At 68.5% G+C, this 14,977-nt stretch carries 14 protein-coding genes; 4 read left to right on the top strand and 10 right to left on the bottom strand.

All coding sequences use genetic code 11. The features are described 5' to 3' along the window. Positions 1–225 precede the first annotated feature (225 nt). Positions 226–378: a hypothetical protein gene (locus tag AC1Z4A_RS20850; protein ID WP_483680977.1), complete on the top strand. Its 153-nt coding sequence runs from the start codon at positions 226–228 to the stop codon at positions 376–378. On the opposite strand, the gene AC1Z4A_RS20845 is transcribed toward AC1Z4A_RS20850, so the two are convergent. The 3 genes from AC1Z4A_RS20845 to AC1Z4A_RS20835 form a co-directional block, all read right to left on the bottom strand. After that, positions 335–877 (bottom strand): GIY-YIG nuclease family protein, encoded by a 543-nt coding sequence (locus AC1Z4A_RS20845; protein ID WP_483680975.1) that lies wholly within the window; start codon positions 875–877, stop codon positions 335–337. The two genes, AC1Z4A_RS20850 and AC1Z4A_RS20845, sit on opposite strands and share 44 nt — an antisense overlap. 339 nt (positions 878–1,216) lie before the next feature. Beyond that, positions 1,217–1,444, bottom strand: a complete 228-nt coding sequence (locus tag AC1Z4A_RS20840; RefSeq protein WP_483680973.1) for a hypothetical protein — start codon at positions 1,442–1,444, stop codon at positions 1,217–1,219. Beyond that, a complete protein-coding gene (locus AC1Z4A_RS20835; RefSeq protein ID WP_483680972.1) occupies positions 1,441–1,575 on the bottom strand; it encodes a hypothetical protein in 135 nt (44 codons plus the stop codon). The genes AC1Z4A_RS20840 and AC1Z4A_RS20835 overlap by 4 nt, the downstream gene beginning before the upstream one ends. Before the next feature lie 312 nt (positions 1,576–1,887). Between AC1Z4A_RS20835 and AC1Z4A_RS20830 the strand changes: the two genes are divergently transcribed. Both AC1Z4A_RS20830 and AC1Z4A_RS20825 read left to right on the top strand, forming a co-directional pair. Next, on the top strand, positions 1,888–2,757 hold the full coding sequence (locus AC1Z4A_RS20830) for a helix-turn-helix domain-containing protein (protein ID WP_483680971.1): 870 nt from the start codon (positions 1,888–1,890) through the stop codon (positions 2,755–2,757). After that, complete coding sequence (locus tag AC1Z4A_RS20825) at positions 2,705–2,920, top strand: DUF397 domain-containing protein (RefSeq protein WP_483680970.1); 216 nt, start codon at positions 2,705–2,707, stop codon at positions 2,918–2,920. Before AC1Z4A_RS20830 ends, AC1Z4A_RS20825 begins: the two co-directional genes overlap by 53 nt. A 66-nt stretch (positions 2,921–2,986) precedes the next feature. Here AC1Z4A_RS20825 and AC1Z4A_RS20820 read toward each other — a convergent pair whose 3' ends face one another. The 5 genes from AC1Z4A_RS20820 to AC1Z4A_RS20800 all read right to left on the bottom strand — a co-directional run bounded on the left by AC1Z4A_RS20820 (position 2,987) and on the right by AC1Z4A_RS20800 (position 8,777). Continuing rightward, positions 2,987–4,135 carry an ABC transporter ATP-binding protein gene (locus AC1Z4A_RS20820; RefSeq protein WP_483680968.1) on the bottom strand — a complete coding sequence of 383 codons (1,149 nt, stop codon included), beginning with the start codon at positions 4,133–4,135 and terminating at the stop codon, positions 2,987–2,989. Next, complete coding sequence (locus AC1Z4A_RS20815) at positions 4,128–5,189, bottom strand: ABC transporter ATP-binding protein (protein WP_483680965.1); 1,062 nt, start codon at positions 5,187–5,189, stop codon at positions 4,128–4,130. Before AC1Z4A_RS20815 ends, AC1Z4A_RS20820 begins: the two co-directional genes overlap by 8 nt. Positions 5,190–5,200: 11 nt before the next feature. Then, positions 5,201–6,145, bottom strand: a complete 945-nt coding sequence (locus AC1Z4A_RS20810; protein WP_483680964.1) for an ABC transporter permease — start codon at positions 6,143–6,145, stop codon at positions 5,201–5,203. Then, positions 6,138–7,064, bottom strand: a complete 927-nt coding sequence (locus AC1Z4A_RS20805) for an ABC transporter permease (protein ID WP_483680961.1) — start codon at positions 7,062–7,064, stop codon at positions 6,138–6,140. Before AC1Z4A_RS20805 ends, AC1Z4A_RS20810 begins: the two co-directional genes overlap by 8 nt. 87 nt (positions 7,065–7,151) lie before the next feature. After that, positions 7,152–8,777 (bottom strand): peptide ABC transporter substrate-binding protein, encoded by a 1,626-nt coding sequence (locus tag AC1Z4A_RS20800; protein WP_483680958.1) that lies wholly within the window; start codon positions 8,775–8,777, stop codon positions 7,152–7,154. Between the two features lie 524 nt (positions 8,778–9,301). Here AC1Z4A_RS20800 and AC1Z4A_RS20795 point away from each other — a divergent pair. After that, positions 9,302–10,516 (top strand): MFS transporter, encoded by a 1,215-nt coding sequence (locus AC1Z4A_RS20795; protein ID WP_483683665.1) that lies wholly within the window; start codon positions 9,302–9,304, stop codon positions 10,514–10,516. Between the two features lie 224 nt (positions 10,517–10,740). Here the strand turns inward: AC1Z4A_RS20795 and typA are convergent, their stop codons facing one another. Next, on the bottom strand, positions 10,741–12,642 hold the full coding sequence (gene typA, locus AC1Z4A_RS20790) for a translational GTPase TypA (protein WP_483680955.1): 1,902 nt from the start codon (positions 12,640–12,642) through the stop codon (positions 10,741–10,743). 183 nt (positions 12,643–12,825) lie between these two features. Continuing rightward, positions 12,826–14,904 carry an ABC transporter family substrate-binding protein gene (locus AC1Z4A_RS20785; RefSeq protein WP_483680952.1) on the bottom strand — a complete coding sequence of 693 codons (2,079 nt, stop codon included), beginning with the start codon at positions 14,902–14,904 and terminating at the stop codon, positions 12,826–12,828. Positions 14,905–14,977: the final 73 nt, after the last annotated feature.

Below are 14,977 nucleotides of genomic sequence, written 5' to 3'. Positions count from 1 at the left end.
CGCTCGCGTCGCCGGGAACAGGGCAACCCGGCAGAAGGCAACGGTCGGCAACCCGACGGCAACCCCCGGCATCCTCGAATGGCTTCCAGCACCCGGTGCGGTGGCGCTGTCCTAGGGGCAGCCGGTCCGCCCGGACAGCCTGCACTCCCCGTGAGGCGGACCGGCCACCAGCGGCACCCCGGCGCGAGGCGGGGTGCCTTCACACCGGAATCTGGGAGGCGCGCCATGACGACCGCAACCGAACACCGGACGTTCTCCGTGGACCTGCCCGAGGCGTTCACCGAGACGTGGAACCGCATCGACGGCATCACCGTCACTGGCCGGACCATCACCATCAACCCCGGCCAGTACCTGTTCCGTTACGAGAACCCCAGGTGAAGGTGTCCGGCTCACAGCCGACCGTCCGCGTGATCAGGTGCCGGATCTTCCGCTCGGCGGTCGAGAGCCTTTTGGCCTGGGCATGAACCTCGGGCAGATCCCGGGCGCGCAGCACCCAGCGGTCCAGGCAACGCTGGGCCGTTACCAAGTAGGTGAGGGGGATCTGCGCTGAGAGCTGTGTCAGCAGTTGTTTGCGCGCCATGCCGTCCCGGACCCGGGCGCCGTGCTCGTTCCGTAGGCTGCCGACCGCGTTGTGCAAAGGGCGTTCAGCCACGATCGCCGTCTGTTCGGCGTCGGCCGCGGTCTCGCGCGTGGCAAACCATTCGACTTCCTTCGTTGCGACCTGCGGCCACCAGGTGTCGCGCTTGTCGCGGGCGTGCTGCGCCCATCGACGGCGCGGGTCGTTGGCTATGCCGATGTACAGCAGCATGTCCTGGGCGTCGTACAAGCGGTACAGCCCGGTGCGGCCTGACTCACCGGGCGTGGCGGAGAGACTCACGGTCGCTTCTCTACCACTCAGCACTGACAATCACGTCATCGCAGCAGGTCAGCGAAATTCGTGTTTTTGCGGCGGACGCGGCGACCCCAAGCCGGTCGGTCGGTGACGCAGCGCCACTTGAGGTACCTATACGTACGGGCTCGGGGGCGGTTCGACGCCCCCGGGACTGCCCTCAGTGCGCCTCCCGCAAATGCACCCCCATGGCTGTCGTCAGCCGCACGGCCGCCTGGCGGTCGCCGGCTTCCAGGGCCTGGGCCCTCTTGCGCTTGATGGCCTGACACTCCTCGCACCGGGGACGCCGCGGCTCGGATGCCGTCCCGTGTCCGATGACCGTCCCGCTCACGCCATGCCCCGCTCTCGCTTGTTCCGACGGTTGAAGTCGGCCGTTTTCACCCGGAGTTCGTCGCCCGTTGTGGCCGGGCGGACATCACAGGTGAACGCCTCCCACTCCCGCCCGTCGTACGCCCGCAGCGACAGCCGCTCGCCGACTGAGCCCACTACTGTGCCGACGCGATCCCGTCGGACGTCCACGACCAACGCTCCTACGCCGGACGGCTCCGCGTTCACCGGTCCACCTCCGCCGCTGCCGCCTGGCGGGGAACGATGTTGATGCCGTGCGCCGTCACCCACAGCATGTGAGTCGTGTCGTTGCCGCTGTCGATCGGCCAGTCGGTGGGGCGCGGAGGCCGTACGGACACCTGCGCCGAACCGGAACCGGGACCGGGACAAGTGCGGGCGTCGCGACCGGAAGCATTCGGCCGGAAGACTGCTCTCGCCCACGCGAGGCACCGATGGATAGAGTCGTGCACTGTCTGCGCTCCTTGTCAGCGTTGGCCACGCCCCCGGACCGGTCGCTCGGTCGCGGGGGTCTTGCATGCCTGGCGATGGGCAGGGGGCATCAGCACCCCTTGCGCTCCGTGATCAGGCGGTTACCAAGATTGAGCACAGGGGCATATCCTCGCCAGAGGGGACCTGTACACAACTCGCAGATGGCGACGGGCGGTTGTTCGATGACCGAGCGCGAACAGGACGAACACCTGACAGCACGCCAGGTACTCGGAGCGATGATCGAGCACCTCAGGAAGCGCGAGGGGCTGTCATTGCGCGACCTCGCGGAGGAAACGCGCTATGGCCACACCTACATCCACAGGGTGGAAAGCGGCGCGCAACTTCCGTCCGATGCCCTGACAGCCACCCTGGACCAGCGCTTCGACATGGGCGGAACGCTGATCAAGCTGCTGGAGATGGCTCGCGAAGGGTCGGTTCAGGACTACGGGCGAAAGGCCGCCGCGAGGGAGGGTCAGGCCGAACGCATCCAAGTCTTCACCAGCAGCACCGTCCCGTCGCTGCTGCAGACGGAGAACTACGCACGGGCGCTGCTCCGCACAGCCCGCCCCAAAGCGCCGAGAGAATACTTTGACGAAACCGTGGGCCTCCGGATGGGGCGCCAGCGCGTGTTCACCCGTGAGGAACCGCCACCCTACTGGGCAGTCATGGACGAGGCGGCACTCAAACGGCCGGTCGGCGGACGCGAGACCATGGCCGACCAGCTCACCCACATCATGAAGGTTGCCGAGAACCCGGATGCCACGATTCAGGTTCTGCCCTTCGCACGGGGCGAATACTGGATGCTCGGCGGGAGCCTGACACTCCTCACCGCGCCCAACGGCTCTACCCTGGCCTACGTCGATCGTTCGGATCAGGGGAGTTGGTGGAGTCCCCCAAGCGAGTGGTGGAGCTTTCCCAACGTTTCGACTCCGTACGCGGCTTGGCGCTGCCGGAACGCGAATCGCTGGAACTCGTTCGTGAATACCTGGAGGAATACCAGTGCCCGACATAACCGGCCTGAGCACAGTGCAGTGGAGAAAGTCGAGCTATAGCGGATTGGAAAACGCCTGCGTTGAGGTTGCCGATGGCTTCCCCGGAAGCGTTCCCGTCCGTGACAGCAAACGCCACCACGGCCCCGCCATCGTCTTGGGCTCGCCGGCCTGGGCGGCCTTCGTGGCCGGAATCAAGACCGGCGGCCTCCGAGCTGCACACTGACCACGCGAGAACGCACAGGGGGCTCCCCCGAACGGGAGAGCCCCCTGCAACGCGGCGACGCAAAAGCTACGCCGCGTGCACCACGTCCTTCTCCTCCGCGAAGTGGCACGCCGACTCGTGTGCCGCCGGCGTGTTCTTGCCCGCGAAGACCTCCGGCACCGCCAGCAGCGGGATCTCCTCGGCGCACTTGTCCTGCGCCTTCCAGCAGCGGGTGCGGAAGCGGCAGCCGGACGGCGGGTTGGCCGGGGACGGGACGTCGCCGGTGAGGATGATGCGCTCCCGGCCCTCGCGGGCGTCCGGGTCCGGCACGGGCACGGCCGACAGCAGCGCCTGCGTGTAGGGGTGGGTCGGGTGGTCGTAGATCTCCGAGTCCGTACCGATCTCGGCCATCTTGCCCAGGTACATCACGCCGACGCGGTCGGAGATGTGCCGGACGATGGACAGGTCGTGCGCGATGAAGATGTAGGAGAGGTTGAACTCGTCCTGGAGCTTCTCCATCAGGTTGACGACCTGCGCCTGCACCGAGACGTCCAGCGCCGAGACCGGCTCGTCGCAGATGATGATCTCGGGGTTGAGCGCCAGGCCGCGAGCGATGCCGATGCGCTGGCGCTGACCGCCGGAGAACTGGTGCGGGTAGCGGTTGATGTACTCGGGGTTGAGGCCCACGACGTCCAGCAGTTCCTGGACCCGCTTGCGGCGGTCGCCCTTGGGAGCCACCTCGGGGTGGATCTCGAAGGGCTCGCCGATGATGTCGCCGACCGTCATGCGCGGATTCAGCGAGGTGTACGGGTCCTGGAAGACCATCTGGATGTTGCGGCGCACGGCCTTCAGCGCGCGGCCGGACAGCCTGGTGATGTCCTGGCCCTTGTAGAAGACCTCGCCCGAGGTGGCCGTCTCCAGGGTCATCAGCAGCTTGGCGACCGTGGACTTGCCGCAGCCGGACTCGCCGACGATGCCCAGCGTCTCGCCCTGGTAGAGGTCGAAGGAGACGCCGTCGACGGCCTTGACCGCGCCGACCTGCTTCTTGAAGAGGATGCCCTGGGTCAGCGGGAAGTGCTTGACCAGGTTCCGCACCTGCAGGATCGGCTCACCGCGCTCGACGGGGGCGTCGAGGACGGCCTCCACCTCGGCGGTCGTGCTCGCGTCGCTGACCTCGACCTCGGAGACGTTCGGAGTCGCGTCCACGGCCTCGTCCTTCTTGCTGTTCTCAGCCATGGATCGTCTCCTTCCAGAAGTGGCACGCGCTGCGGCGGCCCGGCAGCGCGGCGCCGTCCCGCTCCGTGACGTCCAGCAGCGCCGGGGTCTCGGTGCGGCAGATGTCCTGCGCCTTGGGGCAGCGCGGGTTGAATGCGCAACCGGCCGGGATACGCAGCAGGTTGGGCGGCAGACCCTTGATCGCGTACAGCTCCTGGCCCTTCTGGTCCAGGCGCGGGATGGAGTCCAGCAGACCCCGGGTGTACGGGTGGGCCGGGCGCTTGTACAGCTCGTGGACGGGGGCGGTCTCGACGATCCGTCCCGCGTACATCACCGCGATCTTGTCGGCGACGTCGGCGACGACACCCAGGTCGTGGGTGATCAGGATCAGACCCATGTTGAACTCGCGCTGCAGCTCGGCGAGGAGGTCCATCACCTGGGCCTGGACGGTCACGTCCAGAGCGGTCGTCGGCTCGTCCGCGATGATCAGGTCGGGTTCGAGGGCCAGCGCCATCGCGATCATGATGCGCTGCCGCATACCGCCCGAGAACTGGTGCGGGTAGTCCCCCACGCGCTCCTTCGCGGCCGGGATGCGCACCCGGTCCATCAGCTCGATGGCCTTGAGCTTGGCCTCCTTCTTGGAGAGGCCCTGGTGGACGCGGAACATCTCGCCGAGCTGGTAGCCCACGCTGAGCACGGGGTTCAGCGAGGACAGCGCGTCCTGGAAGATCATGGCGATCTTGCTGCCACGGATCTTCCGGCGCTCCTCGGCGGACATCTTCAGCATGTCCTGGCCGCGGAAGAAGATCTCGCCCTGCGGGATCTTGCCGGGCGGCATGTCGAGGATGCCCATGATGGCCTGCGCGGTCACGGACTTGCCGGAACCGGACTCGCCCAGGACGGCCAGCGTCTCACCCGCGTTGACGGAGTAGTTGACGCCGTTGACGGCCTTGGCGACACCGTCGCGGGTGTGGAACTCCACGTGCAGGTCGCGGACTTCGAGCAGCGGGGTGCCGTCCGTGTCCCCGGAGCGCGGCTCGGGCACGTTCGCCGTCTTCTCGGTGGTGGTGGTCACGTACGCCTCCCTCAGCGCAGCTTGGGGTCGAGGGCGTCGCGCACCGCGTCGCCGAGCAGGATGAACGCCAGCACGGTCAGGCTCAGGAAGGTGGCCGGAACCAGGAGGTTGTGCGGGGCGTCACGCAGGTTCTTCTGAGCCTCGGAAATGTCGACACCCCAGGAGATGACCGGGTCCTGGAGGCCGATGCCGAGGTACGACAGCGTCGCCTCGGTGGAGATGTAGCCGCCGAGCGCGATGGTGGCGACGACGATCACCGGGCCGATGGCGTTGGGCAGGATGTGCCGGAAGAGGATCCGGTTGGTGCCCGCGCCGAGGGCCTTGGCGGCGGTCACGAAGTCCGCCTGCTTCTGCGTGATGACCGCACCGCGCATGACGCGCGCGATCTGCATCCAGCCGAAGACGGTCAGGCCGAGCACCACCGTCCACACGGTGCGGTGGGTGAACGCCTGCAGCACGACGAGGCCGCCGAGCAGCAGCGGGATGCCGAAGAAGATGTCGGTGAGACGGGAGAGCAGGGCATCGATCCAGCCACCGAAGTAGCCGGCCAGCATGCCGACGAGCCCGCCGACCACGGTGACGGCCAGGGTGACGCAGATGCCGACGATGATCGAGGCACGAGCCCCGTAGATCGTACGGGCGTACACGCTCTGGCCCTGGATGTTGTAACCGAACCAGTCCTCTTGGAAGAAGTGGCTCCAGTTCGGGGCGCCCAGGTAGTGGTCCCGCAGGTTGGCCTGGCGCGGGTCCGCGTCCGTGAACACCGAGGGGAATGCCGCCATCAGGACGAACAGCACCAGCAGCACGCCGGAGATCCAGAACAGCGGGCTGCGGCGCAGCTCGCGCCAGGCGTCCTGGCCGAGGGAGCGGGGCTTGTTCTGGTCGTTCTTCGGCGCGGTCGCGACGACCGCCTCCGGTCCCGGACCGGCCTCGGGAGTCAAAGTCTTCTCAGGCATAGCGGATCCTCGGGTCCAGAACGGCGTACAGCAGGTCGACGACCAGGCTGCTCACGAGGTAGACGAGAACGAGCACGGTCACGATGCCGACAACGGTCGGGCCCTCACTGGTCTGGATGGCCCGGAAGAGCGTGTTGCCCACGCCCTGGACGTTGAAGATGCCCTCGGTGACGATCGCGCCGCCCATCAGCATGCCGAGGTCGGTGCCGAGGAAGGTGACGACGGGGATCAGGGAGTTGCGCATGAGGTGCACGCCCAGGATCCGGCGCCGCGGCAGGCCCTTGGCCACGGCCGTGCGCATGAAGTCGGCGCGGAGGTTCTCCACCACGGTGGTGCGCGTCAGGCGCGTGACGTACGCGAGCGAGAGCGCGGCGAGCACCATGGCCGGGACGAACAGCTGCCCGAGGTCCATGGAGTCCTGGACGGTCGGCGTGATGATCTTCCACTTCATGCCCAGCGTGAACTGGGTGAGGAAGCCGATCACGAAGACCGGGATCGACACGACGATCAGGGTGAGCACCAGCACGAGCTGGTCGACCAGCTTGCCGCGCTTCAGACCGGTCAGCATGCCGAGGCTGACGCCCAGCACGACCTCGATGGCGAACGAGAAGAGCGCGAGCCGGATGGTGACCGGGAAGGCGTCCTTCATCAGGTCGGCGACGGGCCGGCCGGTGAAGCTCTGCCCGAAGTCGCCCTGGAACAGACCGGTGATGTAGTCCCAGTACTGCTCGAGCAACGGCTTGTCGAGGCCGTACTGGTGGCGCAGTCTCTCGACTGTCGCGGGGTCGGCTGCCTTGGAGCCGAAGAGTGCCTTGATGGGATCGCCGGGGAGCGAATACACCATCAGGAAAATGAGCAATGTGGTCCCGATGAAGACCGGGATCATCTGGAGCAGTCGCCTCGCGACAAAGCGCCCCATGGTGTTCCTCCTGTCGCCGACGGGGCCCAGCGCCCGCCTCCCTCACGGGCGGCGGTCACTGGGCCTTCGTCACTGCAGCTTCCCGGGTTACTTCTTGACCTCGACCTCGGTCCAGATCGCCTGGCGGAAGGTGTCGAACTTGACGTTCTTGACCTTCTTCGAGTAGCCGGCGTTGGTGTGGTCGAAGAAGAGCGGGATGGAGGGCATCTGCTCGGACAGCTTGGTCTCCACCTGGTGGTAGAGCTTGTTGGACTCTTCGATGGTCTTGGCCTCGTCGGCCTGCTTCATCAGGTCGTCGAGACCCTTGTCGCTGAAGCCCATGTCATTGGCGCCCGCACCGGTGCGGTACTGCTCCGAGATGAAGTTGGCGATGTTCGGGTAGTCCTGGACCCAGGCCATCCGGAAGATGCTGCTCATCTTCTTGTCGGTGATCTCGGAACGGAGCTGCTGGAAGGTCGCGCGCGGCTCGGCGATGCACTCGACGCCCGTGTTCTGACGGATGTCGTTGCAGACCGCGTCGGCCCACTCCTTGTTGGCGCCGTCGGCGTTGTAGGCGATGCTCAGCTTGTTGCCGGGAACGCCGCCGCCCTCCTGGATGAGCTGCTTGGCCTTGGCCGGGTCGAACTTGCAGAACTCGCCGCAGGAGTTGGGCTCGTAGCCCTCGACGACCTTCGGGGTCCAGCCGTCGGCCGCGTCCTTCGAGCCCTTGAGCGCCGTCTTGGCGATGGTCTCGCGGTCGATGGCCATGGAGATGCCCTGGCGGACCTTGGCCTTCTCCGGCTTGGCCCACTCGGCGTCGTACATCGGGAAGGCGACGTTGGTGTTGCCACCGAACATCTGGTCGACGGCGCGGTTGCCCAGGTCGTTCTTGTACTGGCTCACCATGGAGTTGGGAACCTGGAACATCACGTCGAGCTTGTCGGAGACAAGGTCGTTGTAGGCGCTGTCGTCCTTGTTGTAGAACTTGAAGACCACGCCGCCGTTCTTCGGCTTGTCGTCACCCTTGTAGCCGTCGAACTTCTTGGTCTTGAACTCGACCTTGTGCTCCCAGCTCCCGTCCATCTGGTACGGGCCGTTGCCGATCGGGTGCTCGCCGAACGACTTGGGGTCCTTGTAGAAGTCCTTGGGCAGCGGGAAGAAGGCGTCGTAGAAGAGACGGTCCTTGAAGGTCGAGACCGGGTGCGACAGCTCGATGGTGAACTCGTTGTCGCTGACGACCTTCAGGCCCTCGAGCTTGTCGGCGCTCGGGTCGCCCTTCTCCGGGTGGACGGCGTCGTAGCCCTTGATGTCAGCGAACCAGGAGGAGTTCAGCTGGGCGTTCTTGACGTTGGCGGCCCAGTTCCAGGCGTCCACATAGGAGGAGGCGGTGACCGCCTCGCCGTTGTGGAAGGTCCAGCCCGGCTTCAGCTTGACCGTGAAAACCTTGTTGTCGGGGCTCTCGACGCTCTCCGCGGTGACGTTGCGCAGCTTGCCCTTCTCGTCGAAGTCGACGAGTCCGCGGAAGAGGTTGGCCAGGATGTAGTGGCCGCCGACCTCATTGGTGTTCGTCGGGATCAGCGGGTTCTGCGGCTCGACGTCGTAATACGTGTAGGTGCCGTTCGGATCGACAGCCGCATTGTCATCACTGTCACTTCCACCGCCGCCACAGGCGGTCGCGGTCATTGCGATGGCTATCGCACCCACGACCCAGACAGCACTCTTGGCACCGCGCATGAGCTTGCCTCCTCAGGAGTCCACGTATCACTGCAAGAGAGGCGCCGGCCCCACGCTGACACCCCTGACAGCGGAGACGGAACCGGCACCCCGAGTGTGCTCGTGAGTCGGCGCTCCCCACAGCGCGTGACCCATTGACCCGAGCTCAGTGAACCCAACTATTAAGTACGGCCGCCTTTTAAACCACTCTTACAGGGTCTCGCTTTGGTCACATCGGCCACATTGGCAGGTCCGAAATCCGGACAAAGGCAACACAGACAGACACCTACGAAACGGACTGTTAACACGAGTTCCGACATCCCAGGTCCGCTATCCGGACGTCGACCGTACGGTTCCCGGCCACCAGGGCGTCGTTTCGGCACTCCTGACGACCTGTCTGATATGCGTCGGCCGGCGTCCGCGCCCCGAGCAGGCTGTCATACGGCGGCCGCCAGGGCCAATGGCTGAGGAGTTCACGCCATGTCTGCTATATCCGACTCACCCTGCTTATCCGGAATAACCCGGCCCGTTGTCGCTCCGTGCTGATGCGGGCCCGGCTGCCGCTGCTGCCCGGTGGACCGGTCGCGCGGGTCCACGCCGCCACCTTGATCTCCTACGTCGGCCAGGGCGCCTGGTTCAGCTGCTGGGCCATCTTCGTCACGCACTCCATCGGGCTGTCGCCGGGCCGGTTCGCCCTCGGCGTCACGGTGGCGGGCCTGGCCGGGGTGCTGGCCGGCCATCCCGTGGGCGTCCTGGCGGACCGGGTCGGGGTGCGCGAGGTGCTCGTGCGCGTCGCGCTCGTCCAGGGCCTGGCCGGGCTGGCCTTCGCGCTCGTCCACTCCTTCTGGCCGTTCCTGCTCGTCACCGTCGTCACCATGGCCGGGGAGCGGATCACCTCGGGCCTCCGGGTCGCCCTCGTCTCGGGGCTGCTGCCGAAGGAGGAGCGGCTGGCGGGCGTCTCCGCGGTGGTGGTCACGTCGCACGTCGGGGCGGCGGTGGGGGCCGTGCTCGGGGCCGGCTTCCTCTACCTGGACAGCCGCCCCGGCTACCTCGCCCTGGTGGGTCTGTACGGGCTGGCCAACATCGCCTTCGCGGCCGTCGTGCGCGGCGTCCCCCATGTGCGGTCGCTCGCCGAGCGCCGGGTCGAGCGGGGCGCGTCGGCGCTGCGGGACCGGCCGTTCCTGCTGATCACCGTGCTCAGCGGGGTGCTCGCGCTCAACTGGGGCATGCTGGGCAGCGGCCTGCCGCTGTGGGTGACCCACCACACGGGCGCCCCCACCTGGACCGTCGGCCTGGCCACGGTGATCAACGCCGTCGGCATCGTCCTCTTCCAGAACCGGGTCAGCCGCCACGGCAGGACCGTGCCCGGCGCGGCCCGGCTGGCCCTGTGGTGCGGCGCCGTACTGGCCGTCTCCTGCCTGCTCTTCGCGGCCACCTACCACCGGTCGGGGGGATGGGCCGTGGTGTTGATGACGGCGGGTGCCGTCGCCCATGTGGCCGGGGAGATCCTCTTCACCGCCTGCACCTGGGGGCTGTCGGTGGGGCTGGCGCCGGAGGATGCGCAGGGTGAGTACCAGGGGATGTTCAGCACGGGGCCGACGACGGCGGTGATGGTGGCGCCGGTGCTGATGACGCTGCTGGTGGTGGAGTGGGGCGTCGCGGGCTGGTTCGCCCTGGGGGCGGTCTTCCTGCTCGGCAGCGTGCCGGTGGGGCCGGCGGGGCGGTGGGCGTTGCGGTCCCGGCCGGGGGCCAGGGGCTGAGGTGGGGGTTCTTTTCCCCTACCCGCCCCTTCCCGGCTGTATCGATGTGCGGCTCCGCCGCGTGGGGGGCTCCGCCCCCGGACCCCCGGTCCTCAAACTCCCCCAGCTACCGCTGGGAGGTGCCCCCAGACGGGCTGAAATTGCCCCCGGCTACGGGAAAGAAAACGGGCCCGGCACCCCCGCGAAACGCGGCGGCACCGGGCCCGTCGTCAGGCTGCTACGCCTCAGCCGTGCTTGGCGCGCGAGGCCGTGCGGCCGCGCTCCTTCTGGTCCAGGACGACCTTGCGGATGCGGACCGCCTCCGGGGTCACCTCGACGCACTCGTCGTCGCGGCAGAACTCCAGGGACTGCTCGAGCGACAGCTTGCGCGGCGGCACGATCGCCTCGAAGGAGTCGGCGGAGGAGGAGCGCATGTTGGTGAGCTTCTTCTCCTTGGTGATGTTGACGTCCATGTCGTCGGCGCGCGAGTTCTCGCCGACGATCATGCCCTCGTACACCTCGGTGCCCGGGTCGGTGAAGAGCACGCCGCGCTCCTGGAGGTTCGTCATCGCGAAGGCGGTGACGGCACCGGCGCGGTCGGCGACCAGCGAACCGTTGTTGCGGGTCTTCAGCTCGCCGAACCACGGCTCGTGGCCCTCGTGGATGGAGTGGGCGATACCGGTGCCGCGGGTGTTCGTCAGGAACTCCGTACGGAAGCCGATCAGGCCGCGGGACGGGACGACGAACTCCATGCGGACCCAGCCGGAGCCGTGGTTGGACATGTTGTCCATCCGGCCCTTGCGGGTGCCCATGAGCTGCGTGACCGCGCCCATGTGCTCCTCGGGCACGTCGACCGTGAGGCGCTCGACCGGCTCGTGGGTCTTGCCGTCGACCTCCTTGGTGACGACCTGCGGCTTGCCGATGGTCATCTCGAAGCCCTCGCGGCGCATCTGCTCGACCAGGATGGCCAGCGCCAGCTCACCGCGGCCCTGCACCTCCCAGGCGTCGGGGCGCTCGGTGTCCAGGACGCGCAGCGAGACGTTACCGATCAGCTCGCGGTCCAGGCGGTCCTTGACCTGGCGGGCGGTGACCTTGCGGTCCTTGACGGCGGACTTCGCGTCCGCGCCCTTGCCCGTGCCGCCACGGCCGACCAGCGGCGAGGTGTTGGTGCCGATGGTCATGGAGATCGCCGGCTCGTCGACCGTGATCAGGGGCAGCGCGACCGGGTTCTCCGGGTCGGCCAGGGTCTCACCGATCATGATGTCGGGGATACCGGCGACGGCGCAGATGTCGCCCGGGCCGGCCACCTCGGCGGGCTTGCGGGTGAGGGCCTCGGTCATCATCAGCTCGGTGATGCGGACGTTGGAGACCGAGCCGTCGCGCTTGATCCAGGCCACGGTCTGGCCCTTGCGCAGCTCGCCCTGCTCGACGCGGAGCAGCGCGATACGGCCGAGGAAGTTGTCGGCGTCCAGGTTGGTGACGTGGGCCTGGAGCGGCGCGTCCTCGTCGTACGTCGGGGCCGGGACGTGCTCCAGGATGGTGGAGAAGAACGGCTCCAGGTTCTCGCTGTCGGCCGGGACGGTGCCGTCCTCCGGCTTGGTCAGCGAGGCGATGCCGTCACGGCCGCAGGCGTAGACGATCGGGAACTCGATCTGGTCCTCGTCGGCGTCCAGGTCGAGGAAGAGGTCGTAGGTCTCGTTGACGACCTCGTCGATGCGGGAGTCCGGGCGGTCCGTCTTGTTGATGCACAGGATGACCGGCTTCCGCTGCTGGAGCGCCTTGCGGAGCACGAAGCGCGTCTGCGGCAGCGGGCCCTCGGAGGCGTCGACGAGCAGGACGACCGCGTCGACCATCGACAGACCGCGCTCGACCTCGCCACCGAAGTCGGCGTGGCCGGGGGTGTCGATGATGTTGATCGTGATCGGGGCCCCGCCGTCCTTGGGGTGATACTTCACCGCCGTGTTCTTGGCGAGGATCGTGATGCCCTTCTCACGCTCCAGGTCGTTCGAGTCCATGACTCGGTCGTCGACCTGCTGGTGGGCGGCGAAGGCGCCGGCCTGCTTGAGCATGGCGTCGACGATGGTCGTCTTGCCGTGGTCGACGTGGGCGACGATGGCGACGTTACGAATGTCGTGGCGCGTGGGCATACGTGGGGCGCTTCTCCCGGGATAGGTGATGGCGTCGCGTACGGTTCGGTACGCGGGCCCTGCCGGGCGGATACGCCACGGCCTCACCCCATGGTACGGGGCCCGGCCCCGTTCGGCCTGCGCGGGCCGGGTGCGGTGGCTCTGACCTGCGGTTTTCTTTCCCCACCCCGCCCCCTCACACCCTCAGCGCGCGAACCCCATGTCCTGGTACCGCGGTGTCGCCAGCCCGAACGCGCCCGCGTTCAGCACCGTCCTGCGCGCGCCCACCAGCTCCGGCCGCTGGTAGAGCGGGATCGAGCCCGCCGCCGCCCAGATGCGGGCGTCCGCCCTCGCCACCAGGTCGCGGGACGCCTCCGGGTCCAGTTCCGTCGACGCCTGGTCGAAGAGGCGGTCGATCTGGTCCGTGCCGACCCGCGTGTAGTTCTGCTCCACCTGGAGCGTGCCGTCCGCCGCCGGCTGCGGCTTGGCGAAGATCGGGCGGGCCTCCGTGGCCGGGTAGGCGCCGGTGGGCCAGCCGTAGAGGGCCAGGTCGAAGTCGCCGGAGGCGATGTGGTCCTTGAAGAAGGCCGCGTCGTCCACGTTGACGATCTCCGTGCGCACCCCGATCGCATCGAGCTGCCGGGCAATCCGCTCGCCCACGGACCGCAGCGGCTCCGCCCCCGCCCCCTTGGGCAGCACGAAGCGGAGGCTCAGCTTCTTGCCGTCCTTGAAGCGGGCCGGGGCGGCGCCCGCCTTGCCGCCGCTGTCGCTGCCGCCCTTGCCGTCACCCGCCGCGTCCTCGAGCCCGGCCTCCGGGTACTGCTCCTCCTCGGCCCCGCCGTGCGGCGACAGCCCGACCGGGCCCCCGCCCATGGCCTTCTTGCGGGGAGCCGCGCCGTGCCCCTCCTTCCAGCCCGCGTCCGCGAGCAGCGCCTGGGCGGCCCGCGGGTCCGGGGAGCCGATGGCGTCGCTGTGGTCCGCGTAGCCGTCCTGCCCGGACACCGCCACATGGCTGCCCATGGGGGCTGCGGGCAGGCCCAGGGGGCCCAGCACGTACTCCGCCAGGGCCTTGCGGTCGACGGCCCGGGCGATGGCCCGGCGGACGCGCTCGTCGGCGAGCGGACCGGAGGAGCCGTTGAGGGCGAGCTGGGTGTAGGAGGGCTCCAGGGCCTTGCGGACGACCAGGCCGCGCAGGGCCGTCACGTCCGCGGCGACGGGCTTGTTCGCGGCGACGGGCCTGTTCGCAACCACAGGCTTGTCCGCAGGCGCGGGCTTGTTCGCGCCCACGGGCTTGTTCGGGGGCGCGGGCTTGTTCGGGGGCCCAGGCTTGTTCGCGCCGTCCCCCTTCCGCGGCGGGGTGTTCGCCTTGGTGATGCGCTCGGCCCCGGCGGGGCTGATCTCGGCCAGATCGGCCTTGCCGCTCGCCAGGGCCTCGATCCGCTGCTCGCGCGGCACGGCGCGCAGCACCAGCCGGTCGAGCTTGGCCGGGTCGCCCCACCACTTGGGGTTCCGGACGAGCGTCAGGGTGTTCTGCTTCTTGTCCAGGTCGCCGACCTGGAAGGGGCCCGCACCGGCCTTCAGCTCCTTGCGGGCGCCGTCGTTGAAGGCGTCGGCGCTGCCCATGACCGACTTCGGGTACAGGGGGGTGAAGAGGGAACGCCAGTCCGCGAGGCTCTTCGCGAACGTGACCCTGACCTCCTGGGCGTTCGCCCCGCGCTCGATCCGGTCGATGCGGTCGTACCCGGCGTTGCGGGCCACCCAGTACGCGCTGTCCCTGCCCCGCAGCGCCTTCCACTGGGCCTCGAAGTCGGCGGCGGTGATCGCGCTGCCGTCGCTCCACACGGCCTTGGGGTTGAGCTTGTAGACCACGACCTGCCGTGGCCGGCGCTGGACCAGTTCGGCGGAGGCCAGGTAGTCGGGGTTGCGCTGCGGGCGGCCGCGCTCGTCCAGGGTGAACATCGCGGGGAGGGTCGCGGCCGCGACGCGCTGGGCGGTGGCCTCCGCGTCGGCCTGGAAGACGTTGAAGGTGCCGGGCAGCGTGTCGACCGCCCAGGTCAGGGTGCCCTTGTCGGCGACCTTGGCGCGGGGTGCCACGGCGATGTCCCGGGGGGCGGCGGGCCCCTCCGCCTCCTCCTCGCCGCCGGCGCCGCCGGCGCCGGTGCAGCCGGCCAGCAGGGGCAGCGGGAGCAGGGCGCCGGCCGTGAGCAGGGCGGCGGAGCGGCGCGTACGGGACCGCGTGCGCGTGGACGACGTGCGCATGGACGGCGTGCGCGTGGACGACATGGGTGCTACCTCCGCCTGACCGGCCCGGGATCGTTCACAGCAGGCGCCGCCAAGGGCACTGCGCCCAGCTGAT

Source organism: Streptomyces sp. 17_S59 (assembly GCF_056930295.1).
Note: the sequence above shows the minus strand (reverse complement) of the source record. Positions and strands in the feature narration are given on the sequence as shown.